This is a genomic window from Collinsella sp. AF31-11 (assembly GCF_003475605.1).
GTDB lineage: Bacteria > Actinomycetota > Coriobacteriia > Coriobacteriales > Coriobacteriaceae > Collinsella.
This window is the reverse complement of sequence record NZ_QRQS01000009.1, coordinates 50435-73295: the sequence shown is the minus strand read 5'-3', so window position 1 is coordinate 73295 and position 22861 is coordinate 50435. Positions and strand designations below refer to the sequence as shown.

The window sequence follows — 22861 nt, the reverse complement described above, 5'->3', positions numbered from 1 at the left end:
TGAACTCGGTGGCAAGAACATTTTTAAAAATCGCTTGCATTGTGGTCTGGTGAGAAAAAGCCGCTCGCCGCCTGCAGGTGACCGTTTGCGGTCAAATTATCGACAAAGCGTAGACAGGTTTGTGGCAAGGTTTCAGGGAAGTATGTGCTGGCTTCGCCGTCTTGCGCACGATTGCACGAGGCGTGTGCCGTTGTTTGAGTAGTATGGGGGCCGACAATGAACATGCTGGTCGTAGATGATGAGGCTGATATCGCAAATATGCTCGCGGAGTTTTTCCGCATGGAGGGCTACGAGGTTTCGGTTGCCCATGACGGGCCGTCGGCCCTGGCGGCGGCTTCTTCTGGCCCCACCCCCGATATCATGCTGCTCGATGTAAACATGCCGGGGATGGACGGCTTCGAGGTCTGCCGCCGCGTGCGGAAGCATGTGAGCTGCCCGATCATCTTTCTAACGGCGCGCGTTGAGGATATGGACCAGCTTGATGGTTTTGCGGCGGGTGCCGACGACTACGTGCTCAAGCCTTTTTCTCTCGAGGTCCTGGGTCGTCGCGTGGCGGCGCACATGGCGCGCGAGGGAAGGACTCGCGATCGGCAAAGCGACGGCGCCGTCCGCTTTTTTGGCGAGATGACCATCGATTACGCTCAACGCATCGTTGAGGTTCACGGTGCGGGTGGTAATCGGGATTCGTCCGCCGGGGGCGATTCGAACGCGGTGACCGTCGACTTGACCAAGCTCGAGTTCGACATCATCGCCCTGTTGAGCAAGCGCCCTGGCCAGGTGTTTGACCGCGATGTGATTTACGAGCGCGTGTGGGGATGGGACGCCGCGGGTGACCCGTCGCAGGTGCGCGAGCACATTCGCCGCATTCGCAACAAGTTTACGTCGGCGGGGATCGCGGACGATCCGATCGCAACGGTATGGGGCGTGGGCTACAAGTGGGTGGCAAAGTGACGGGTTTTGGTAAGGGCCCACGCGGGCGCCATGCGCCTCACGAAGACGGCCGAGTTGTCGCTTGCGAGGACGGTTGTCGGGACAATGGCGGTTCTGTCCGCAGGCGCGACCGCCGCGCAGCTCGCCGCGCCGAGCGACGCGCGGCCCGCGAGCTTGAGCGCGAGCGGCTGAAACGCCTGCCGCGAAAAGAGCGCCTGCGTGCCTGGTGGAGCCTGCGGCCGTTGGGCGTGATCTTCACGGCGTATCTGGTCGCCTATCTTGTTGTCGCCACGGTGCTTGCGCTGAGCGCCATTGAGGTACTCGCGGCTTGGAATAATGGATATTACGAACTCGAGGTGACGCTCGACAACGGTTTGACCGAGCACGGCGTGATCGATTCGGGCCCATACATCTACGACCCCACCTCTCAGCAGCTGCTTCCCGCATCCGAGCTCAACTTGCCAGGCGATGGGCCGTACGCGGTCTTCATTGCGACGGGCGATTGGGGGACCGGTAGCGATTACGTGCCGGAGGGCGGGCGCACCATCAGCACGCTGTACGCGACCGTCGACATGGTTCGTAGCGGCCAGGTGCAGCTCTACGACTGGGGGCTCAATTACAACGAGGGCTATCCGCAGGAGGAGATTCTAGAGGTGAACAGCACGATTCCAGCGGAGAACCTCGCCCGCTATGACGCGTTGAGCCGCGCGGGCCGCGCGCAGAGCGTGGAGCTGTTTGAAAACATGACGGGAGCCGATCTTGAGGAGACGTTTGGCGAAGGGCTCGTCTCGAACACTGCCTATTATGCGGCTTCACCGCCTCCCGATGGTCCGATGCCTTGGGTCCTCACGCTTGCGACGGGGCTTGTGCCCGTTTTGGCGTACGGCGGCCTGGGTTGGCTCACGTTCAAGCACTTCTACCGCGTTCACATCGCCGGGCCCTTGGGGGAGCTGGCGAGCGCCGCGGGGCGCATCGCCGGTCAGGATTTGGATTTCTCGATCGAGCGCGTGCGGGGCAAAGAACTTGGTCGCCTGTCTGAGACGCTGGAGAATATGAGGGCGTCGCTGCTCGATGCCCAGCGCGAGCTGTGGCGCACCGCCGAAGGGCGGCGTCAGCTCAATGCGGCGTTTGCGCACGACCTCCGAACGCCGATCACGGTGCTCAAGGGGACGGTCGAGATGGCGCAGATGCGCCTGCGTCGCGGCGATGAGCTCGATGTTGGTTCGTTGGATGCCCTGTCGGCCCAGGTGGTGCGTTTGGAGCGGTACGCAACGGAGATGGGAGGGCTGAGCAAGCTCGAAGATCGGCCTGTAGACCGCAAGCCGCTGGCGTCGCGGTCTCTTGTGGATGAGCTCGAGTCGCATGCGAACGAGGTTGTTGCGGCGCGCGGGGAAGGGCTCGCGTTGAGGGTTGCAATCGACGAGGGTGAAGATGGCGCCCGTCCCGACATGGTCTACATCGACCTACCCCTGGTCGAAGAGGTCCTCGACAACCTTTTGAGCAATGCGTGCGGCCATGCGAAGGGCGTCATCGAGGTTGAGATTTCTGTTCGCGAGGGCAGGTTGGCTCTGAGCGTTGCCGATGATGGTCCGGGCTTTACGCCCGAAGCCCTGCGGCGCGGGTGCGATCCGTTCTTTAGCGAGAACAAATCTGCCGAGCATTTTGGGCTGGGCTTGAATGTGTCGAGCATTTTGTGCGGTTTACACGGGGGAGCGCTTGAGTTAGGGAATGGTTCGACCGGCGGGGCACGTGTGACGGCGACGTTTAGCATGGGCGGCGATGGGGACGAAACAGGGGAATTGTGACGAGGGCGCGCGCTGCGCGGGCGTCGCCGGGCTCATCGAGCCGTCGGCGAACCAGTTACCTGCTATTACCTTAAGAATGACTTACCTTAACGTAAGGCTTACTGAATTGTCATTGCTGGTAGACAAAACATAGACACCAAGTTGCGAAACTGTCCTTGTCAGGTACACAAGGAGGTAACGCGATGATGAGGATGCAGCCCGAAGCCGAAGGGTATTCCGATCAGGTTTCTTGCGGGGGCGCCGCTCGCCGTCTTGACGTAAGCGCTTTGAGCGAGCTTCGCAATCGAGTCGCGGGCGCTCATGACGCGCTGGACGACGCCTCTTCTGCCGGCGCGCGGACCGCAAACGCCCCCTCATTCACGACCGCTGCGGACATGTCGGCCGAGGCCACCGCAGAGGACGATGGCCTCGACGCCCGCCGACGAATCTTGCGTCGTCGCGTGCTTTTGGCGCTTGCGGCCTCGGCCGCGATCCTCGCGATTGCCTGCTGGGAATATCTTCCGGGGATCTTGGCATGGCTTGCAGACCCTCAGGCGGTTCGGTCGTTCGTCGCCAACCATAGCGTGATAAGTCGTCTCGTCATGCTTGGAATCAACGTCACTCAGATCTTCTTGGCCTTTTTGCCCGGCGAGCCTGTGGAGCTGGCGAGCGGTTACGCGTTTGGCTTCTGGGAGGGGACGGCGCTGTGCCTCGTCGCCTCGGGGCTGGCGACGTCGGCGATTTATTGGGCGACGCGTCGATGGGGCTGGAGCCTGGTTGGCCTCTTCTTCGACCGCAGCCTTCTCGACCGGTTTTCGTGGCTCAATAATGCGAAGCGACTCGAGCTGGTCATGCTGGTGATTTTCTTGATCCCGGGAACCCCGAAGGACTTCTTGACGTATTTTGCCGGCCTCACCAAGATGCGCTTCGCCCCCGTGGTGCTCATCGCAACGTTTGGGCGCATTCCCTCCATTGTGACTTCGACGGCCGCGGCATCCGCTGCGGGCAGCGGAAACTGGCTGGTGGTTGGTGTCGTCGTTGCCGTGTCACTGCTGTGCGTGGCGTTGGGCGGCTTGCTGTATCGTCGCCTGCGTGCCAAGGCAAACTGAGGCGGCAGGCGAAGATGTACGGCGGCTGATGGGCCTTTTGCGGCGACATCGTACCGCCGAGTTGCCGCGGCAATCGAAAACCTCCCCCAACATGGTGCATTCTGAAATCGAAATATTGCGGAAACGCGAGCAAAGTGCACATGCTGGGGGAGGTTTCGAGTTTTTACGCGCGTGTGGCCCTGCTATGCGCTCCGATTGATGAAGAAGTCGGCCATGGAGCAGAGCAGGTCAGCGGCGTTGTGCGAAATGACGCCGTTCTCGGCGAGCGCGCGGCTGGTGTCTTGCGCCTCTTGCGCGAGTTTGAGTGCGAGATCACGGCACGCGTCAATGCCCCCGCCGATTTCGATGAGTTCGACGGCGTGCGCGAGGTCCGCGGGGTCGCTCGTTTTTGCTTCGAGCAGCCCCCAAGGGCCGCGGCCTCAGGTTCGACCGGCTGGCCCCGGCGGACCTGTCGCTCGCGATGTCGCACGTGAACTCCGCCCCGCGCGGCGCGCTCGGCTTCGCGACGCCCGCCCGCGCCTTCCGGGCGATGCTCGGCGCCGACGCGGAGGCGCTGCTGGATGCGTACGGCGTGGAGGACGTGCCCATCGGCGAGCTCGACCTGACGCCGGGGCTCATCGCGCGGGCGCGCGCGGAAAGGGGCGATGCCCCGCCGTCCTAGCCTAAGGGAAAACGGAATAGACTGACCGACCGTTCGGCTGAGTCTGGGAAGAGGCGCCGGGCGGCGGGCGGAGCATGGCCACCGGACCCATCGAAACACATCTCCACCGTTCCTTCAACTGGGAAAACGGCGCCCCCGGGCCCCGGGAGGGGCCGCGGGGGCGTTCGGCTAGGTGCGGGAACGGCCTATTTGCTCAATGTGTTCGGCTGAGATCGGAAATCAACCCTTGCATTGTGGAATTCGGGGGCTTTGTCATATCCATTTCAAAAGAGCCTGCTGCCGCGATTTGACTGTCGCATAATGCAAGGCCATTGCGGTACCGAGCTATGGAAAGACGCCTGCGGAATTGTCCTACCGATAAGCGGACAAGCCTCCGGCTGGTGCCTTCGCCGTGGTAAGGTAAGCCGAATTGTTTCCAGGCTGTTTCGGGGGAGTGGAATGAGCAAAGAGTGCGTCGAGCAGGTCGAAGGCGCAGGAGCTTCGGTGCCGATGACCGATATATCGAACATTGATGTGCCCGAGGGCACCGACGAGCTCAGCCGCAGCACCCGCCGTGCATGGCGCGACCGCCTGAACAGCGCTTCGACGCGCAAGTTGATCATGGGCGTCTTGGCTACGCTGGTGGGCGGTTCGTTTTGGGGCTTCTCGGGCACCAGCGCGAGCTTTCTGTTCGATACCTACCACGTCGACACCTTGTGGCTTATGAGCGTGCGTCAGATTCTCGCCGGTCTACTCTTTATGGCCGTGGTTGTTACGCGCGACCGCGAGCGCCTGATTAAGCTCTGGACCACAGCCGCCGATCGCAAGCAGCTGCTGCTCTTTACCGCCTTTGGCCTGCTGTTCAATCAGTTTTGCTATCTTTCGGCCGTGCGTCTGACGAACGCCGGAACCGCGACGGTGCTCCAGTGCCTGCAGCTCGTTATCATCATGGGCTACACCTGCGTGACCGATCGCCGCATGCCGCGTACTCGCGAAGTCATCGGCATCGGTCTGGCTCTGGGTGGCACCTTTTTAATCGCCACCGGTGGCGACCCCACCAGCCTGAATATCTCGCCGCTCGGCCTGATCGCGGGTCTCATGTGTGCGGTCAGCGCTACATGCATGGCGGTGATTCCCGCCAAGATCCTGCCCGAATACGGCAGCCCCATCGTCACGGGCTCGGCAATGCTCACGGCGGGCGTGGTCTCGTGTTTCTTCGTGCAGCCTTGGGCGCATATGCCAGCGCTCGACGCTGCCGGCGTCGAGGCGCTCGCGGTGTTCGTGGTTATCGGCTCGTTTTTTGCTTACATGCTCTATATGCAGGGCGTTAAGGACATCGGCTCGGTACGTGCGAGCCTCATCGGAACTGTGGAGCCGGTTTCGGCGACCATCACCAGCGCCGTTATGCTGGGCACGGTGTTTTTGCCGACCGACCTTATCGGCTTTGCCATGATCATCGTGATGATGTTCCTCACGGTGTAGCTGGCGCCGCCGCCAAGACAGAAAAGGTGTTGTGCCACATTTTCGCCAATTGATGTCCGTGTCTGGAGTTTAGCTGTCGATGCCCAAAATGCCATAAACTAGCAACGTTATGGACTTTTTCATTGCGACTCAATTGCGAGGATTTCTTTATGGCTGGTAATCACTTTAAGAGCAGCGATAGCGGCCGTCCTGCAGTTCCGCCGCGTCCGAACGGGGCTGGTAATGCCGGCACGCCGGGCGGCGCTGGACAGGGCGGTTCCGGTAAGCGCGTGTCCCCGGGCGAGACGGCGATGTTTACCGCTCTGTACGAGCAGTCTCAAAAGGCAAAAAAGACCGGCCGTGCAAGAGGGAATGTCTTTGCGGGCGGTGCAACCTCCACGTCGCAGCCGAGCGGGGCTCCTTCGGCACCTGCGAACAACGCAGGTGCTGTCAACGCCGCGAATACCGACGGCAACGTTAATGCCGGCAGGGCCGCCAACAATACTTCCTCTTCCGGTGGCGTGGGGCTTACGGGTAACCTTGGCACGATTTACACCGGCGCCTCCGAGACTGGCACGTTCGCCCGCCTGGATGATAGCGGTGTCGAGTTTGCGGGCTCGGGTTCCAAGGAAGATTATTACGATTTTGGCTTGAACTACGGTGGCGACGCTTCGTCGAGTTCGACCTCTGACGGTCTGGTCCGTCATCGCCATCGCAAGGGCGAGCGCAAAAAGCGTCACACTGGCGCCATTATTGCCGCTGTAGTCGCGGTGCTTCTCGTTGCGCTTGGCGCAAGCGGCTTTATGCTGCTTAACTCGGCAAAGACCGTAAAGAGTGAAGCGAAGGAGGCTGTCGAGATCGTCGGTGGCCTTAAGGACAAGGTCACGTCGGGCGATTTTTCGACGCTGCCTGACGACGCGAAGAAGATCGATGAGCTCTGCGACAACATGAAGGCGGAGACCTCGAGCCCGCTGTGGACGGCGGCTTCATTTATCCCGGTGTATGGCAGCGATATCAATGCGGCCCGCACCATGATCGACGCCCTGTCCGATGTCTCGAGCAACGCGCTGGTTCCCATGGCCGATAACCTTTCGCAGGCCACGCCCGGCAAGCTGTTCCAGGATGGGACCATCAACGTGTCCGCACTGCAGGCGGTCGCCGATTCGCTCTCCGATAGCTCGAAGGTGTTCAAGAGCGTCAACGAGAAGATCCAGGGCATTGGCGATACTCATATTTCCCAGGTGACCGAGTTGGTCGATAAGGCCAAGGACGGCTTTGCCACCCTCAACGGCGCGGTTGACGCGGCGGAGAAGGTCGCCCCCGTCCTTCCCCAGATGCTCGGCGCCAACGGCCAGACGCGTCATTATCTTGTGCTCGCGATGAGCAATGTCGAGATCCGCGCCTGCGGCGGTTTCCCCGGTTCTCGCGGCGTGATGTCGGTGACTGACGGTAAGCTCGAACTGGGCGATTTTGTCAAAGTCGACATGATGAAAGAGCCTTTGAGTCCGCTTCCCATCACCGATGAAGAGGCAAACTTGTTCACGACCGGATGGGGCCTGACCGGATTCAACACGCTCGGATACACGATGGGCGACGTTACGATGACGCCCGATTATCCGCGTGCGGCACAGCTTGCCAGCGATATGCAGAAGGCCATTGTCGGAGATGACATCGACGGCGTATTTGCAGTCGATCCGGTATTCTTGCAGTATATGCTCGGCATTGTAGGCGGCACACAACTTCCTGACGGTACCGTCGTTGATGGAAGCAACGCTGCAAAGGTGCTGCTGCACGATATTTATTGGAATTACCCGGTAGAGGAACAGGACGCCATTTTTGCGGCGGTTGCCGGATCGGCTTTTAACAAGATCGTGGACGAACTGGGCTCCAGCGATATTGCTAAGATTGCTGGAGCCATCGAAAAGGGTGCTTCCGAGGGCCGCATCCTTATGTATTCGAGAAACGATGACGAGGAAAAGGCCGCGAAGGCTCTTGGAATATCGGGCGCCCTCCAAACCGATACGTCGGAGGCTCCGATTTTGGGCGTCTATGTGAACAACTACAGCTATTCAAAGATGGATTGGTTCCTCGATAAGCGAGTCACCATCGATTCTTCGGTTGAAAATGCCGATGGCTCGACGACGTATCGAGTGACCACCTCGCTCAAGAACACGATGACCCCTCAGGAGAAGGCCGAGATGCCTGGTTATTTCCAGGGCCATAACGGCATTAGCCAGGATATTGATGATGAGGTGCTGAGGCTTTATCTCTATGCTCCTGCGGGAGGCAGCATTTCGGACATTAAGACTTCGGGCTCCGGTTCTATCGAGATGAACGAAGCGACGCACGATGGCCTGAAGGTTGCATGGGGCGGTGTCCACATGCTTCTTGGACAAGACGTAAAGGTCGAGTACACGGTCACGACTTCGAAGGACTCTGGGCACAAAGAGCTTAAGGTTCGTACCACGCCAACCGCTCAAACGTTCGAACAGGATAAGTAAGATATGAAGTACTTTGGCACCGACGGCTTTCGCGGTGAGGCCAACGTTGGGCTGACGGTAGAGCACGCTTATAAGATTGGCCGTTTTGTGGGCTGGTATTACGGCGCCAACCGCGAGCGCAAGGCGCGCGTGATTGTGGGCAAGGACACCCGTCGCTCGAGCTATATGTTCGAGGCGGCGCTGGTGAGCGGCCTGGTCGCGAGCGGTGCGGACGCCTATATGCTGCACGTGATCCCCACGCCGGGCGTAGCGCATCAGACCGTGGAAGGCTGCTTCGATTGCGGCATCATGATCAGCGCGAGCCACAACCCGTTTTGCGATAACGGCATTAAGCTCGTCAATAGCGACGGTTTTAAGATGGACGAGGACGTACTGGAGCTCATCGAGGACTACATCGATGGTAAGAACGAGGTACCGCTGGCCACGGGCAACCACATCGGCGCCACGGTGGACTACATGCAGGGCCGCAACCGCTACATTGCTTCGCTCATCGCCAGCGCGAACTTTTCGTTGCAGGGCGTCAAGATCGGTATCGACTGCGCCAACGGCTCGGCTTCCTCGGTGGCCAAGCCGGTGTTTGACGCGCTCGGTGCCGACGTGCGCGTGATCAACGCCGCGCCCGATGGCTTTAACATCAACGTCGACTGCGGCTCCACGCATATAGAGCGCCTGCAGCGTCATGTGGTGGAGCAGGGCCTGGACGTGGGCTTTGCCTATGACGGCGATGCCGATCGCTGCTTGGCCGTGGACGAGCGCGGTCGCGTGGTAGACGGCGACCAGATTCTGTACGTGTGTGGCGTGTATCTGAACAAGCACGGTCGCCTTTCGGGCGGTACCGTGGTGCCGACGATTGCCAGCAACTTTGGCCTGGTCAAGTCGCTGGAGCTTGCCGGCCTAAGTGCCGTGACCAGCGGCGTGGGCGACCGTCACGTGTATGCCAAGATGCGCGAGGGCGGCTACAGCCTGGGCGGCGAGCAGACGGGCCATACGATCTTTGGCGATATCGAGCGCACGGGCGACGGCATTATGACCTCGCTGCGCGTGATGGAAGTGATTCGCGCCGAGCGCGAGACCCTCTCGCAGCTCACGGCTCCGTGCAAGCTGCTGCCGCAGGCGCAGGTGGCCGTGCACGTGGCGGACAAGGACGCCGCGCTGGGCAACATGGGTGTGCAGGCCGCCATCGCCGAGGCCGAGGCATCGCTGGCGGGCGAGGGACGCGTGCTCGTGCGCAAGAGCGGAACCGAGTCGGTGATTCGCATTTTGGCCGAAGCTCCCGACCAGGCATCCGCCGATGCCGCCATGAAGCGCATCGCCAACGCACTCGAGGCTCTATAGCTACGCGGTTTTACCAAACCGCGTAGCTGCTCGACGCTGCAAACGGCCCCAAGCGGCAATCTGACGCTCAATTTCAAGGGCGCGACCAGAAGGTCAGCGCCCTTTCATTTCACGTCACCTTGCTCGCTTGGGGCCGTTTTCGCTGACGTTGCCAAGACATCGGCGTCAACATGGTTGGCGTTGGCGATGGCGTGCTGGTCAATCCTTACAGCTCGTATAGCGTGGTGAACTTGTCTTGGAGGTAGCTGCAGTAGTAACGGGCGTCAAAGTCCATACCACAGGCGCCCTTGATGAGCTCCGGCGCGTCCTTGGCGCGGCCCCACTGCCAAATGTGCTCGCCCAGCCAGGCACGGACGGGCGCCAGATCGCCGCTCGCGCAGGCACCGGTAAGGTCGACGCCGTCGCGGCACATGGCCGGCACAAACATGGCGTCGTAGGCGCTGCCCAGCGCATAGGTGGGGAAGTAGCCAAACGAGCCGCCGCTCCAGTGCGTATCCTGTAGGCAGCCGTGCGTGTCGTCGGGAACGGGAATGCCCAGGTACTCATCCATGAAGCGGTTCCAAAGCGCGGGGATGTCCTTGGCCGTGGCCTCGCCGGCAAACAGCATGCGCTCGATCTCGTAGCGCACCATAATATGCAGCGGATAGGTGAGCTCGTCGGCCTCGGTGCGGACCAGCGACGGCTGCGCGATGTTCACGGCGCGGTAGAGCGTGTCTTCGTCCACGCTGCCATAGACCTCGGGCGCGTGGCGGCGCAGTACCTCGAGCAGCGGCCCCATAAAGGCGCGGCTGCGGCCCACGGTGTTCTCGAAGAATCGGCTTTGGCTCTCGTGGATGCCCATAGAGGTGCCGCCCTCCAGGCACGTGCGCGCATAGGCGGGGTTCACGCCCAGCTCGTACATGGCGTGTCCCGCCTCGTGGATGATGCTGTAGACATTGGAGATACAATCGTCCTCGTAGATGTGCGTCGCGATGCGCGCGTCACCCACGGCAAAACCCTCGCTAAACGGGTGCTCGGTAAAGGCAAGCGTGGTGTCGTCCAGATTCAGGCCGACAAGCTTCATCAGGTCGAAGCTTATGGCACGCTGGGCAGCCTCGGGCACGTGGGCGTGCAAAAAGTCGGCGGCCGGCTGCTGGCCGCGCTCGCCGATGGCGTGCACGAGCGGCACGACCGTGGCCTTGACCTCGTCACAAAACGCATCGAAGCTCTTGGCGGAAAGGCCGCGCTCGTACTGGTCGAGCCAAACGTCGTATGGGTCGCGCTTGGGGTCCATAAGCTCGGCCTGATGCTTGAGCTGGCCCACAACCTTGTCCACATAGGGCTCAAAGCTCGCCCAGTCATTGGCCGTCTTGGCCTTGTGCCACACGGCGTCGGCCTCGCAGGTGAGCCTGGTCCAGGCCTCGGCCTCCTCGGTAGGGACAACGCTCGCTTCGCGCTGGTCGCGGCCGAGCACGCGGAGCTCGTCGAGCAGCTGCGGGTCGTCTACATGTCCGCCTGCAACCGTCTCGCGCGCTAACGAGCGTACGAGCTCAACGGATTTCTCGCTGGTCAGCAGCTTGTGATGCTCGCCGGCAAGCGTACCCATGGCGTCGGCACGGGCGGCAGCGCCGTTGGCGGGAGCAATCGTCGCTCCATCGAACTCGGCAATCTTGAGCAGGTACTCGCGAGTCCACAGCTTGCCTTCGAGTTTGCGGAACTTTTTGACGGCCTTGTCGACCTTCATGCCTTTAGGCGTCTTGCCCGCTGCGGGCTTGGCCTTCTTATCGAGCTTCTTTCCCATATCGTATCCTTAATCTCGCAGGCCGAGCGCCGCAGGCGGGTGCACGGCCAGTTTGCACAGCTACCTGCTTTGTACCCAGCGCGAACAAAACGGAACGCGGCGATATGCTTGCAGAATGTGTTATCCTATAGCCCAATGCGTTGACGGAGAGGGTTTTGCCCGCCGCGTCGCCGGCAAGAGAGGGAAGGTCATGGGCTGCAAGCCTTCCTGCGGTGGCAAGGGCCAAGCGTTCACTCCCGAGCAGCGACCTCAACGGGCGCGCGGCCAGTGGCAGCAAAGCCCCAGTAGGGAAGCCGTGAGCCTCGCGACAAGAGGCGCAGAGTGGGCGCGGCGGGCCAGACATCCGCCGGGTCAAACAAGGTGGTACCGCGGAATTTAACCGTCCTTGGGCAATGCACATGCCCGAGGGCGGTTTTTTTGTTACCGAACCGGGCCGAGCATCCGCAGCATCGGGCGGCGTCAGCCGTCCCGGAGCGCGGATACGCGAGAGACGAAAGGGAAGACATGAGTCTGATTGATGATCTGGTCAAACTCGAGGAAGAGGCCAAGGAGCTCGTCGCAGGCGCCGACGACGCCGCAAAGCTCGAGGCTGCGCGCGTTGAGCTGCTCGGCCGCAAGGGCCGCATCACCGGCCTGATGCGTATGATGGGCAAGCTCGCCCCCGAGGATCGTCCTGTCATGGGCAAGCGCGCCAACGAGATGCGCCAGCTGATCGAGGGCATGCTCGACGAGCGCACCACCGAGATGAAGGCCGCCGCCCTCAAGCACGCACTCGAGCACGAGGCCGTCGACATTACGCTGCCGGGCATCCGTCCGCAGATCGGTCACCAGCACCTGATCAAGCAGATCATCGAGGAGGCCGAGGACATCTTCTGCGGCATCGGCTACACCGTCGAGTCCGGCCCCATGGTCGACACCTCCTACTACAACTTCACCGCGCTCAACGCGCCCATGGATCACCCGAGCCGCTCGGCCCGCGACACCTTCTACGTGGTCGACAACAACCCCGGCAGCGTCGCGCACCCCGAGGCTCACGCCCATGGCGAGTCCGACGTACTGCTGCGCACCCAGACCTCGGGCGTGCAGATCCACACCATGGAGTCGCAAAAGCCGCCCATCTACATGATCTGCCCGGGCACCGTCTATCGTCCCGATACGGCCGACGCCTGCCACCTGCCGCAGTTCAACCAGATCGAGGGCCTGGTCGTCGACGAGGGCATCACCTTTGGCGATCTTAAGGGCACGCTCGACTACTTTGTTAAGTGCATGTTTGGCGAGGATCGCAAGACCCGCTACCGCCCGCACTTCTTCCCCTTCACCGAGCCCAGCTGCGAGGTGGACGTGAGCTGTCATGTGTGCGGCGGAAAGGGCTGCAACTTCTGCAAGCACAGCGGTTGGATTGAGATCCTGGGCTGCGGCATGGTCGATCCCAACGTGCTCATCAACTGCGGCATCGACCCCGAGAAGTACACCGGCTTTGCCTTTGGCATTGGCGCCGAGCGCGTCGCGGCCCTGCGCTACGACCTGCCCGACCTCAGAACTCTCATGACAGGCGATATGCGTTTCCTGAATCAGTTCTAGGCTGCGGCTTGCCCAAGCACGGCACCTCGGCGCTCATTCGTCGCTTGCGTACCAAAGTACGCGGCGCTCCTCTTTCGGGCCGATCTGCCGCACTTGGACAACCCTCGCTTTGTAAGGAATGTTCACAAAGTTGAAGTTTCTACCTGCATCTCTTCGCAGGCTTTCAGTATGAAAGGAGAGCTACATGCGTGTTTCTTACGACTGGCTCAAGACCATGATCGATATTCCGGAAGATCCTAAGACCCTTTCGGACGAGTATATCCGCACCGGCACCGAGGTTGAGGCGATTGACACCGTGGGCGAGTCCTTCGACCACGTGGTGACCGCCAAGGTGCTCACCAAGACCCCGCACCCCGATAGCGACCATATGTATGTGTGCTCGGTTGACGTGGGTGACAAGAACCTCGACGCCGACGGCAACCCCGCCCCGCTGCAGATTGTCTGCGGCGCGCAGAACTTCGAGGCCGGCGACCACATCGTCACGGCCATGATCGGCGCAGTTCTGCCCGGCGACGTCAAGATCAAGAAGAGCAAGCTTCGCGGCGTCGTGTCCATGGGCATGAACTGCTCTGCGCGCGAGCTCGGTCTGGGCGGCGACCACTCCGGCATCATGATTCTGCCTGAGGATACGCCCTGCGGCATGCCGTTTGCCGAGTATGTGGGCTCGAGCGATACCGTGCTCGACTGCGAGATCACGCCCAACCGCCCCGACTGCCTGTCCATGATCGGTATGGCCCGCGAGACCGGCGCCATTTTCGATCGCGATTTCCACGTGGAGCTGCCCGCCATCAAGGCAGAGACCGGCCGCGCGACCGACGACGAGCTTTCGGTCGAGATTGCCGACGAGGGCCTGTGCGACCGCTATGTCGCCCGCATCGTGCGCAACGTGAAGGTCGGCCCGTCGCCCGACTGGATGGTCAAGCGCCTCAACGCCCTGGGCGTGCGTCCGCACAACAACATCGTCGACATCACCAACTACGTGATGATGCTCACCGGTCAGCCGCTGCACGCCTTTGACCTGTCAACCTTTGCCGAGCGCGAGGGCCATCGCCGCGTGGTGGTTCGCGCCGCCCGGCAGGACGAGAAGTTCACGACCCTCGACGGCGAGGAGCGCACGCTCGACGCCGGCATGGGCCTCATCACCGACGGCGAGCGTCCCGTGGCGCTGGCCGGCGTTATGGGCGGCATGGATTCCGAGATCGAGGACGACACCGTCGACGTGATGGTCGAGAGCGCCTGCTTCAACGCCGGCCGCACCTCGCACACCAGCCGCGACCTGTCGCTGATCTCCGATGCCTCCATCCGCTTTGAGCGCCAGGTCGACGAGACCGGCTGCGTGGATGTCGCCAACGTTACCTGCGCGCTCATCGAGCAGATCGCCGGCGGCGAGGTCGCTCCCGGCTACGTCGACGTTTTCCCCGCGCCCAAGACCATCGACAGCATTAAGCTGCGCCTGGCCCGCGTGCACGCCATCTGCGGCGCCGACATCGAGCCCGACTTTATCGAGCGCTCGCTCACCCGCCTGGGCTGCACCGTCGAGCGCGACGGCGAGGACTTTATGGTTACCCCGCCGAGCTTCCGCCCTGACCTGCCGCGCGAGATCGATCTGATCGAGGAGGTCCTGCGCCTGTGGGGCATGGGCCGCGTGACGGCGACCATCCCGGCTGCCAAGAACCACATCGGCGGCCTGACGCGCGAGCAGAAGCTTACCCGCAAGGTCGGCGAGATCCTGCGCGCCTGCGGCCTCAACGAGACCACGACTTTTGGCTTTGCCGCCCCGGGCGACCTGGAGAAGATTGGCATGTCCACCGAGGGCCGCGGCTGCCCCGTGGTGCTCATGAACCCGCTGGTGGCCGAGCAGACCGAGATGCGCCGCTCGCTGCTGCCGGGTCTGCTGCAGTCTGTGGCCTACAACGAGGCCCACGGCACGCCCAACGTGCACCTGTACGAGGTCGGCAGCCTGTTCCACGGCCGCGAGAACGCCAGCCTGCCCAAGGAGACCAAGTCCGTGGCGGGTGTGCTCTCGGGCCAGTGGAGTGAGCAGTCCTGGAACATGAAGTATCGCAAGCTGCGCTTCTTCTTTGGTAAGGGCATTGTCGAGGAGTTGCTCGCTCAGCTGCGCATCGAGAAGGTGCGCTTCCGTCCCGCCGAGGGCGAGGGCTACGCCTTCTTGCAGCCGGGCCGTGCGGCCGAGGTTCTGTCTGGCGGTACCGTGCTGGGCTGGGTCGGCGAGATTCACCCCGAGGCGCGCGAGGCCTGCGGCATAGATGAGGTCGTCGTTGCCTTTGAGCTCGATCTGGACAAGCTGATCAAGGGTGCCCGCAACCAGGAGAACTACCGTGAGTTCTCGCAGTACCCGGCTGTTGAGCACGACCTTGCAATCGTGGTCGACAACTCCGTGACCTGCGAGGACCTCGAGCGCCGTATTACCAGTGCCGGCGGCAAGCTGCTCGAGGGCGTGCGCCTGTTCGATGTCTACCGCGATCCGGTCCGCATTGGCAAGGGCAAGAAGTCCATGGCCTTTGCGCTTACGTATCGCTCCGACGATCACACGCTCACCAGCGAAGAGGTCGAGAAGGCGCACCAGAAGATCGTCACCAAGGTGTGCAAGGGCGTAAACGGCGAGGTCCGCGGCTAAGATCGCTTGCGTCTGTGACGAATGTATTGCAAAACGGCGCACTGCTTTGTTGGCAGTGCGCCGTTTGCTATGATAGCCGGCGGCGTGTTACGAATCTATCAATACGTAACACTATCAAGGTGATTCAAACGGCGCTGCGATTGCGTGCCGACAATCGGGAGGCATACATGCACATTCCAGATAATTATCTGTCCCCGCAGACCGATGCCGTCATGGCGGTGGCGATGGTGCCCGTTTGGGTTCACTGCATCAAGAAGGTGCGCGCCACGCTCGATCGCGAGCACATGGCTTTTCTGGGCATCTGCGCCGCGTTCTCCTTTTTGCTCATGATGTTCAACGTGCCGCTGCCCGGCGGCACCACGGGTCACGCCGTCGGCGGTGCGCTCATCGCACTGCTGCTGGGTCCCGAGGCCGCTGCCATCGCGGTTTCGGTCGCGCTGGCGCTGCAGGCGCTGCTGTTTGGCGACGGCGGCGTTCTGTCGTTTGGCGCCAACTGCTTTAACATGGCCTTTGTGCTGCCGTTTGTCGCTGCTATCGTGTTCGGTGCGCTCAACAGTCGTCTGCACGACAAGAGCTGGGGCACCTCGGTTTCTGCCGTCGTGAGCGGTTGGGTCGGCCTGTGCCTGGCGGCCCTGTGCGCGGCAATCGAGTTTGGTATTCAGCCGATGCTCTTTACCAACGTTTCGGGCGCGCCGCTGTACTGCCCCTTCCCACTGTCCGTGGCTATTCCGGCTATGTTGATTCCGCATATGCTGGTTGCCGGCGTGATCGAGGGCGTGGCGACGGCCGCCATCTACGGTTTCATTAAGAAGACGGCGCCGAGCATTATCGTCGGGCCCGAGGCCGTCGATGGCCAGCTTGCCGCCGATGGTACCGCCAAGAAGACTTCCCTAATCCCCACGCTCATTCTGGTCGCCGTACTTGTATTGGCCACGCCGCTGGGCCTTTTGGCCACGGGTGACGCCTGGGGCGAGTGGGACGCTGAGGGCGCCGCGACCGCCGTTCAGGAGGCTGGTGACGACAGTCTGCAGGCTTCGGTCGGCCTCGATGCTCCGACCTTTGCCGATGCGCTGCCCACGGGCGACTACCTGCAGGTCTATTCCGAGGAGCAGGGCCTTGGCTTTGCCGGCCAGGCCGCGATGTATATCCTTTCGGGCGTGATTGGCGTGGCGGTGCTTACCATCGCATTCCGCCTGGTCTCGCTGACGGTCAAGGAAAGCGGTGCTCATGGCAATAGCCGAGCTGCCTAGCTGGCTTGCGGCCGAGGAGCGATATGAGCCCGTGGGGGCTCGGCATCGTGTGATGCAAAAGAATGTCCTGCACCTGGCGAGCCTGCTTGAGCGGGTTCGCCTGGGTGGAGGTGCGCACGAGGGCGGGTCGATGGTCGACCGCGCCCTTTCTTGCGTTTCGGCTCCGGTGCGCCTGGTGGGGATGTTCGTTTGCGTCCTGTGCGTGTGTCTGACGCAAAGCCCGCTGTATCTCATGTTGATGGCGGCTATCGCGCTGGTGCTCGTTGCCGTGCGCCCTGTACGCGGGCTGCGCGCGACCTTTGTGCCGGCGCTCGGCGCCGCGGGACTCGCAGTGGTTCTGGCGCTGCCTGCTCTGCTGCTGGGCGCTTCTGCCACGGGCGCCATGCTCAAGATCGCGCTCAAGACCTTCATTAATGTGTCGCTGGTACTGGGCGTTTCGTGGACGCTTACCTGGAGCCGCATGTCGGCGGCGCTCAAGATGCTGCATCTGCCCGACGAAGTTATCTTTACGTTTGATATGGCGTTCAAGCATATCGAGGTGCTGGGACTCACGGCGCACGATCTGTGCGAATCGGTCATGCTGCGCAGCGTCGGATCCGCGCCTGCGGGTTTTTCGCGCACCGACTCGCTGGCGGGTATCATGGGCATGACGTTTATCAAGGCGATGGAATGCAGCCGCGCGATGGACGAGGCTATGCTTTGTCGCGGCTTTGCCGGTGCGTATCCGGCGCCCGCGCGCGCCGGGTTTGGCTGGCACGATGCCGTTTACGCGGCCGTTGTGGCGTTGCTCGTCGTGTTGTGCGCGGTGTTGTAGCGCGGACGGTCGAACTGTCGATGTGAGTAGGGAAGGGCGGCGTTTTGGCAAACGATACGAATAACGCGATGGGTGCGAGCGGTGCTGCCGGCACCGAGATCACGCCGCTCATCGAGTTTCGCGACGTGGTGTTTTCCTATGCGGGTCATACGGTGGTCGACGGCGTTTCATTGCGGGTGAACCGTGGGGAGCTCGTTGCTCTGCTTGGTCCTAACGGCTGCGGCAAGACGACGGTCATGCGTCTTATCAACGGCCTTGAGCTTGCGGACGCGGGTGCGTACCTGTTCGACGGGCATGTGGTCGATGCGGCATATCTCAAGGATTCCGTGACGGCCCAGCGGTTCCATCAGCGCGTGGGCTTTGTGTTCCAGAATGCCGATGCGCAGCTCTTTTGCGCCACGGTCGGCGAGGAGGTCGCGTTTGGCCCCGCCCAGATGGGGCTGCCGGCAGACGAGCTCGAGCGCCGCGTGCGCGATGCCATGGGGCTGTTCCAGGTTGCCGACCTTGCCGACGCCTCTCCCTATCAGCTCTCGGGCGGGCAAAAAAAGCGTGTGGCGCTGGCGGCCGTCGTGTCGATGAACCCGGATATCTTGGTCCTCGATGAACCTACCAATGGACTCGACGAAGATTCATGCGACATCGTGGTCAACTTCTTGCTAGCCTACGTCGCGGTGGGTAAGACGGTCTTGATGAGTACGCATCACCAGGATCTGGTGCGACGCCTGGGTGCCCGCGCCATCTATATCGATCGATATCACCATGTGGTCGAGGCGCCTTCGCCGTCGTATGGAACCGAAAGCGGTGCTACGGACTAGTTGCTGCGTAAAGCGTGCGTAGCCGCCTGCGCGGCTTTGCCGTGATGGTATAGTTATCCAGGTTTTTTATGGGGGTGGCTATGCCAAGCTGGAACATTCATATCGCTCAGACGGAGCGTTTGCTGGATCGCACCAGTGTGCTTGCCGATAGTGTGCGCGACCGCAATGCCTTTTTGTTTGGCTGCGTGGTTCCGGATATCTTCGTGGGCTATATGGTTCCTGGCATTGCCGATCCCATTCCGTATAGCATTACACATTTTGCCAAGCCCGAGCCTATCCCCAAGCCGCGTGAGCAGGAGTTTTGGGACACTTATGTGGCGCCGCTGCTCAAGGGTATGCCGATAGGTGCGCCGGCTGCGGCGACGTCGATTGTCGAGGAACGCGAGCGACTGAACCGCGTGCACTATCCCCAGCGCTACAAGTATGCCGAGCCGGTTGCCGGTCCCGGCGCTAGTGAGTTCTCGCTTGCGTCCGAAGATGTGGCGCAGTCGCTGCTCGATTTAACGCTGGGCGTCTGGTCGCATCTGGTGGCCGACACGGTATGGAACACGCGTGTGAACCAGTATCTGGAGGCGCACGGCGGCAAGCCGTGTGAGGAGTTCCGCATTAAAAAGCAAGGCGACTTTGACTGGTTTGGCAAGACGCTGGGCATTGTTTCGATTCCGCGTGCGACCAATCGCCTGTATACCGCGGCGACGCGTTTTGGGCAGTATCCCATCCATAAGGAGTATGTGCTCAAGACTATCGGCGTCATGCACGAGATTGTACGCGAAAACCCCGGTGAGCCCGATCATCCGCCGTATCGCCTGCTAACCGAGGAATTTTTCGATGCAACGTTTACCGAGGTCATCGAGCTAACCGAGGCAGGCTTTGCCGAGCGCGTAGCCGCTCCCGGCACACCCGCACTGCCCCTGATTGCTAGCTGCTAGCTGGCCGGCCCGGTAGTGAACAGCTCGTCCCAATCGACAAATAGCTTTTGCCGCAGGGCATCTTCGGCGTCGCACTCCTGTTTGGTCTTTGGGGTGTAGGGAAGCCCAGCCTTTTTATGGATGAGCTCGGCTATGTGGTCGAAGCTCTTCTTATCCTTAATCTGGTCATAGGTAAGTTGGATGACGTCGTAGCCCATGCTTGTGAGTGCGGTGGCGCGCTCGGCATCGGAGAGGCTCGCGGCTTCGCTGTCATGAGCGGAGCGGCCTTGGCATTCCAGAATGACACCCATGCTGTCGGTGAAACTTTCGATGAGGATGTCGGCGTAACAGCAGGTTTTGTCATACAGCGAACGTGCGGCTTCGCTGAGCGGGATGCGCGCGTTATTGGTGATGTCTATGCCCAGGCCGCCTTCGTCGCGGGGGAGTGAGATGAGCATGGATGTTTGGACCTCGAAGGGTGAGGCAGTCTGTCCTGTCATGCGTTTGGCGGCCCAACGGAGTTGCTTGACGCCGCGCAGGCCTGCGGCCTGCTTGGCGAACGCGGCGATATCCGCCGCGCTGAGGAGCGGCGCGCGTTTCCACAAATTGGTGCCATTGCCCTTGGTGTCAACAACGCGCTCCCAGCCACAGTCGGGTGGAATGAGCTTAAGGGATATTGCCTCATCAAGTTGCTTTTGCGCACGCTCGCAGGGCGTAAATACTGCAAATGAGCTGCACATCTCATAACACGCCATGAGCAGCTGGTTGCGTGAGACCTGCGTAGCAAGGTTGAGCAGTGTGAACTCGGGCGATGTGACATCAAATCCATGTTCAGTTTGCCTAAACGACCCGGGAGGTGGTTCCTGGGTCAGCAGGCGGCTGCGAAAAAGCTTGCCGTTCGCGCGGCGACCCTTTTCGCCCACGAATCTCCAGACCGGCTTGTCGAGTAGATCCTCAAATACTGGCTGTTTTGAGTAATGCACCAAGCGATGGTCATGGTCGGGCGGCAGGATTGCCGGATAGAGTCCCAGTATCTGGGGCGGGATGCGATAGTACTGGAAAGCCGAGGGTCCGCAAGCGAGAAATGACATAGCAATCCGATCGTTTGAGCGTTGTTTGGGCTAGAAAGGCTATCGGTTTCGGAAGTGCGGGGAAAAAGAGAAGCAGGCAAAGCACAAGGAGTATTTGAGCCAACTTTATCAGGGGTTTTGTTGAAATAAAAGGGCTTGTGCTTGGGGGTGAGCAATTTTTCCCCGCACTTCCGAAAACATAGTCATTTTTGACCTTGCTAAAACGATTTAGCAGCGTCGGTTAAGGTGTGGGTTTGCCACCGGGCGAACACTTTTAGCGCTTGGGACTTTATTATTTGGGCCCTGAAGGGTGGATTTCGCGCTTTTGGTAAAGAAATGAGTGCGTGTTTTGCCGTGTGCAGGTATTGGCACACAGAAAAAGGGCCCGGAAGGCGAAGCCTTCCGGGCCCTTTGCAATGCAAATCTGCTTGCAAGTGCGATTTAGCGCACCTGAGCGACGTAAGCGACGTTGGTCGAGGAAACCTTGTCCTCGAGCTGGACGCTCATGCGGGGATCGCCGGCGGTGGCGACGGTCAGATCGCCGGCCTCGACGTAGCCGAGCTCCTTGGCGGTCTCGATCGCCTTGACGATCGTGCCGTTGACGGTGCCCTGGGTAATCTCTGCCTGGTGCGGGATGACGCCCCAGTACATGATCATCTGCTGGACGGCCCACTCGTGGCGGGAGAACGCGCAGATCGGCATGTTGGGACGGAAGTGTGAGATCAGGCGAGCGGTACGACCGGTGGTCGTCGGCACGGTGATGCACTTGGCGCCAACGGTGGTGGCCATGTTCACAGCGGACATACCCACAACGTTGTTGACGACGCGGGTGCCGTGAGCGTCAGCCGGAACCTCGAGCGGAGCGTGGGCCGGGAGGTACTTCTCGGTCTCGAGAGCGATGCTGGCCTGCATCTTAACGGCCTCGACCGGGTACTTACCGGCAGCGGACTCGCCGGACAGCATGACGGCGTCGGTGCCGTCGTAAATGGCGTTAGCAACGTCGGCAACCTCGGCGCGCGTCGGGCGCGGGTTCTGCTGCATGGAGTCGAGCATCTGCGTAGCGGTGATGACGGGCTTGTAGGCCGCGTTGCACTTGGCGATGATCTCCTTCTGGATGTGGGGAACGAGCTCGGGCTTGATCTCGATGCCCAGGTCGCCACGGGCGACCATGATGCCGTCGGAAGCCTCGAGGATCTCGTCGAAGTTCTCGACGCCAAGGGCGCACTCGATCTTCGGGAAGATCGTCACGTGCTCGCCACCGTTCTCGCGGCAAAGCTTGCGGATGCCACGGACGGACTCGCCGTCACGGATGAAGGAAGCGGCGATGTAGTCGATGTTCTCGGTCAGGCCAAAGAGGATGTCCTGACGATCGCGCTCGGTGATGGCGGGCAGCGAGATGTTGACGTTGGGCATGTTGACGCCCTTGCGCTCGCCGATCAGGCCGTCATTCTTGACGACGCAGGTCATGTCCTGGCCGTCGACGGACTCGACCTCGAGGGCAACCAGGCCGTCATCGATCAGGATGAGGGAGCCCTTCTCGACCTCGGAGGGCAGAGCCAGGTAGTCGAGGGAGATGTGCTCAGCGGTGCCGTGGAAATCCTCGGACGTGGGCTGAGCGGTGACGACGATCTTATCGCCGGTCTTGACGGCGACCTTCTTGCCGTCGACCAGAAGGCCGGTGCGGACCTCGGGGCCCTTGGTGTCGAGCAGGATGCCGACGGGCAAACCGAGCTCCTTGGAAATACGACGGACGCGCTCGATGCGACCGTGGTGCTCGTCGTAGGATCCGTGCGAGAAGTTGAAACGGGCGACGTTCATGCCCGCCTTGATCATCTCGCGGATGGTCTCGTCGCTATCGCAGGCGGGACCCATGGTGCATACAATCTTAGTGCGCTTGTACATTCAGACCTCCATCTGACATCGTCTTGCGCTGATAGATAAAGCATAAGAAATAAAACTGAGTTGATTATAACGAAATGACGACCGAATACCCCAAAAAATCGACCGTACGCCGATTTAGAAGTTCATTCTTTAGTCAAAAAAGACTAAAGAAAAACTTTTACCAAGCGGTCTTACCGCTGCTATCTGGGCGATATTTCAGTTTGCCGATGCGCTGAAGAAAAAACGTTTTATCAATCTCGAGCATCACACTGTCTGCACCGTTGCACCCGAGCCGTGTTTCCAATTGGAATGTTTTGGCTAGACGCGCCGCTTTGGGGTACCATAGCTCCACTATCAACTGCCG

At 61.1% G+C, this 22861-nt stretch carries 16 protein-coding genes; 13 read left to right on the top strand and 3 right to left on the bottom strand.

The features are described from left to right. The first annotated feature begins 216 nt into the window (after positions 1-216). The 7 genes from DWZ22_RS07200 to glmM all read left to right on the top strand — a co-directional run bounded on the left by DWZ22_RS07200 (position 217) and on the right by glmM (position 9760). The gene (locus tag DWZ22_RS07200) at positions 217-951 is read left to right on the top strand and encodes a response regulator transcription factor (protein ID WP_117799312.1); all 735 of its coding nucleotides are present in this window, start codon (positions 217-219) and stop codon (positions 949-951) included. After that, a complete protein-coding gene (locus tag DWZ22_RS07195; RefSeq protein ID WP_233539308.1) occupies positions 936-2735 on the top strand; it encodes a HAMP domain-containing sensor histidine kinase in 1800 nt (599 codons plus the stop codon). The genes DWZ22_RS07200 and DWZ22_RS07195 overlap by 16 nt, the downstream gene beginning before the upstream one ends. Before the next feature lie 182 nt (positions 2736-2917). After that, complete coding sequence (locus tag DWZ22_RS07190) at positions 2918-3823, top strand: TVP38/TMEM64 family protein (RefSeq protein ID WP_233539307.1); 906 nt, start codon at positions 2918-2920, stop codon at positions 3821-3823. 388 nt (positions 3824-4211) lie between these two features. Continuing rightward, on the top strand, positions 4212-4484 hold the full coding sequence (locus tag DWZ22_RS07185) for a hypothetical protein (RefSeq protein ID WP_199569668.1): 273 nt from the start codon (positions 4212-4214) through the stop codon (positions 4482-4484). Positions 4485-4922: 438 nt separating this feature from the next. Continuing rightward, positions 4923-5945 (top strand): DMT family transporter, encoded by a 1023-nt coding sequence (locus tag DWZ22_RS07180; protein WP_199569666.1) that lies wholly within the window; start codon positions 4923-4925, stop codon positions 5943-5945. A gap of 149 nt (positions 5946-6094) precedes the next feature. Continuing rightward, positions 6095-8425: a DUF4012 domain-containing protein gene (locus DWZ22_RS07175; RefSeq protein WP_118405790.1), complete on the top strand. Its 2331-nt coding sequence runs from the start codon at positions 6095-6097 to the stop codon at positions 8423-8425. A gap of 3 nt (positions 8426-8428) precedes the next feature. Then, positions 8429-9760 carry a phosphoglucosamine mutase gene (glmM, locus tag DWZ22_RS07170; RefSeq protein WP_118405789.1) on the top strand — a complete coding sequence of 444 codons (1332 nt, stop codon included), beginning with the start codon at positions 8429-8431 and terminating at the stop codon, positions 9758-9760. 205 nt (positions 9761-9965) lie between these two features. On the opposite strand, the gene DWZ22_RS07165 is transcribed toward glmM, so the two are convergent. Then, entirely contained in the window at positions 9966-11540 is a 1575-nt protein-coding gene (locus DWZ22_RS07165; protein WP_118405788.1) for a carboxypeptidase M32, read from the bottom strand. Positions 11541-12044: 504 nt separating this feature from the next. On the opposite strand from DWZ22_RS07165, the gene pheS reads away from it, so the two are divergent. The 6 genes from pheS to DWZ22_RS07135 all read left to right on the top strand — a co-directional run bounded on the left by pheS (position 12045) and on the right by DWZ22_RS07135 (position 19567). Continuing rightward, the gene (pheS, locus tag DWZ22_RS07160; RefSeq protein ID WP_040359117.1) at positions 12045-13121 is read left to right on the top strand and encodes a phenylalanine--tRNA ligase subunit alpha; all 1077 of its coding nucleotides are present in this window, start codon (positions 12045-12047) and stop codon (positions 13119-13121) included. 184 nt (positions 13122-13305) lie between these two features. Next, positions 13306-15759, top strand: coding sequence for a phenylalanine--tRNA ligase subunit beta (gene pheT, locus DWZ22_RS07155; RefSeq protein ID WP_118098062.1), 2454 nt, complete (start codon positions 13306-13308; stop codon positions 15757-15759). 167 nt (positions 15760-15926) lie between these two features. Next, a complete protein-coding gene (gene cbiM / locus DWZ22_RS07150; RefSeq protein WP_117743140.1) occupies positions 15927-17009 on the top strand; it encodes a cobalt transporter CbiM in 1083 nt (360 codons plus the stop codon). Further along, the gene (locus DWZ22_RS07145) at positions 16987-17823 is read left to right on the top strand and encodes an energy-coupling factor transporter transmembrane protein EcfT (protein WP_118405787.1); all 837 of its coding nucleotides are present in this window, start codon (positions 16987-16989) and stop codon (positions 17821-17823) included. Before cbiM ends, DWZ22_RS07145 begins: the two co-directional genes overlap by 23 nt. A 44-nt stretch (positions 17824-17867) precedes the next feature. Next, positions 17868-18638 carry an energy-coupling factor ABC transporter ATP-binding protein gene (locus DWZ22_RS07140; protein WP_147352279.1) on the top strand — a complete coding sequence of 257 codons (771 nt, stop codon included), beginning with the start codon at positions 17868-17870 and terminating at the stop codon, positions 18636-18638. An 80-nt stretch (positions 18639-18718) separates the two neighbouring features. Then, on the top strand, positions 18719-19567 hold the full coding sequence (locus DWZ22_RS07135) for a hypothetical protein (RefSeq protein ID WP_117763563.1): 849 nt from the start codon (positions 18719-18721) through the stop codon (positions 19565-19567). Here DWZ22_RS07135 and DWZ22_RS07130 read toward each other — a convergent pair. Both DWZ22_RS07130 and pyk read right to left on the bottom strand, forming a co-directional pair. Further along, positions 19564-20637 (bottom strand): hypothetical protein, encoded by a 1074-nt coding sequence (locus tag DWZ22_RS07130; RefSeq protein WP_117743144.1) that lies wholly within the window; start codon positions 20635-20637, stop codon positions 19564-19566. The two genes, DWZ22_RS07135 and DWZ22_RS07130, sit on opposite strands and share 4 nt — an antisense overlap. Before the next feature lie 420 nt (positions 20638-21057). Further along, the gene (gene pyk, locus DWZ22_RS07125; RefSeq protein WP_089572705.1) at positions 21058-22518 is read right to left on the bottom strand and encodes a pyruvate kinase; all 1461 of its coding nucleotides are present in this window, start codon (positions 22516-22518) and stop codon (positions 21058-21060) included. Between the last annotated feature and the right edge of the window lie 343 nt (positions 22519-22861).

Excerpts from the sequence above, each read along its gene's own strand:
- DWZ22_RS07200 (WP_117799312.1), top strand. The coding sequence starts at position 217 with ATGAACATGCTGGTCGTAGATGATGAGGCTGATATCGCAAATATGCTC.
- DWZ22_RS07190 (WP_233539307.1), top strand. The coding sequence starts at position 2,918 with ATGATGAGGATGCAGCCCGAAGCCGAAGGGTATTCCGATCAGGTTTCT.
- DWZ22_RS07180 (WP_199569666.1), top strand. The coding sequence starts at position 4,923 with ATGAGCAAAGAGTGCGTCGAGCAGGTCGAAGGCGCAGGAGCTTCGGTG.
- DWZ22_RS07175 (WP_118405790.1), top strand. The coding sequence starts at position 6,095 with ATGGCTGGTAATCACTTTAAGAGCAGCGATAGCGGCCGTCCTGCAGTT.
- glmM (WP_118405789.1), top strand. The coding sequence starts at position 8,429 with ATGAAGTACTTTGGCACCGACGGCTTTCGCGGTGAGGCCAACGTTGGG.
- DWZ22_RS07165 (WP_118405788.1), bottom strand. The coding sequence starts at position 11,540 with ATGGGAAAGAAGCTCGATAAGAAGGCCAAGCCCGCAGCGGGCAAGACG.
- pheS (WP_040359117.1), top strand. The coding sequence starts at position 12,045 with ATGAGTCTGATTGATGATCTGGTCAAACTCGAGGAAGAGGCCAAGGAG.
- pheT (WP_118098062.1), top strand. The coding sequence starts at position 13,306 with ATGCGTGTTTCTTACGACTGGCTCAAGACCATGATCGATATTCCGGAA.
- cbiM (WP_117743140.1), top strand. The coding sequence starts at position 15,927 with ATGCACATTCCAGATAATTATCTGTCCCCGCAGACCGATGCCGTCATG.
- DWZ22_RS07145 (WP_118405787.1), top strand. The coding sequence starts at position 16,987 with ATGGCAATAGCCGAGCTGCCTAGCTGGCTTGCGGCCGAGGAGCGATAT.
- DWZ22_RS07135 (WP_117763563.1), top strand. The coding sequence starts at position 18,719 with ATGCCAAGCTGGAACATTCATATCGCTCAGACGGAGCGTTTGCTGGAT.
- DWZ22_RS07130 (WP_117743144.1), bottom strand. The coding sequence starts at position 20,637 with ATGTCATTTCTCGCTTGCGGACCCTCGGCTTTCCAGTACTATCGCATC.
- pyk (WP_089572705.1), bottom strand. The coding sequence starts at position 22,518 with ATGTACAAGCGCACTAAGATTGTATGCACCATGGGTCCCGCCTGCGAT.